1 protein-coding gene is annotated in these 574 nt (G+C 72.6%); it reads left to right on the forward strand.

Translation table 11 applies throughout. The annotated features are described in order from the left end of the window. On the forward strand, positions 1-574 hold a 574-nt coding region (locus tag K7G59_RS34420), incomplete at both ends, for a ketoacyl-synthetase C-terminal extension domain-containing protein (protein WP_308295132.1).

Consider the following 574-nt stretch of genomic DNA (forward strand, 5'->3'; position numbering starts at 1 on the left):
CTGGGTGACCCGATCGAGGCGCAGGCGCTGCTGGCGACGTACGGCCAGGAGCGCCCGGCTGAGCAGCCGCTCCGGCTCGGTTCGATCAAGTCGAACATCGGGCACACGCAGGCGGCTGCGGGTGTGGCCGGTGTGATCAAGATGGTGCTGGCCATGCGCGAGGGTGTGCTCCCGCGGTCGCTGCACGTGGACGAGCCGTCGCCGCACGTCGACTGGTCGGCGGGTGCGGTGGAGCTGCTGACGGAGGCGGTGCCGTGGCCGGCGGGTGAGGAGCCGCGCCGGGCGGGTGTGTCGGCCTTCGGCGTGAGCGGGACGAACGCTCACGTGATCCTGGAACAGGCCCCCGTCGCGGAGGTTGCCGAACAGAGCGGTACCGAGGGCCAGGGTGTGACGCCCTGGGTGGTGTCGGCCAGGTCGGAGGCCGCGTTGCGTGCGCAGGCGGAGCGGCTGCGGGCGTTCGTGACGGAGCGGCCGGACCTCTCGACGGGCGAGATCGGTTCCTCGCTCGCACTGACCCGGTCGCTCTTCGAGCACCGTGCGGTGGTGGTGGCGGGTGACCGGGCGGGCTTCCTGG

This window comes from Streptomyces sp. NK08204 (assembly GCF_020400585.1).
Taxonomy (GTDB): Bacteria; Actinomycetota; Actinomycetes; order Streptomycetales; family Streptomycetaceae; genus Streptomyces.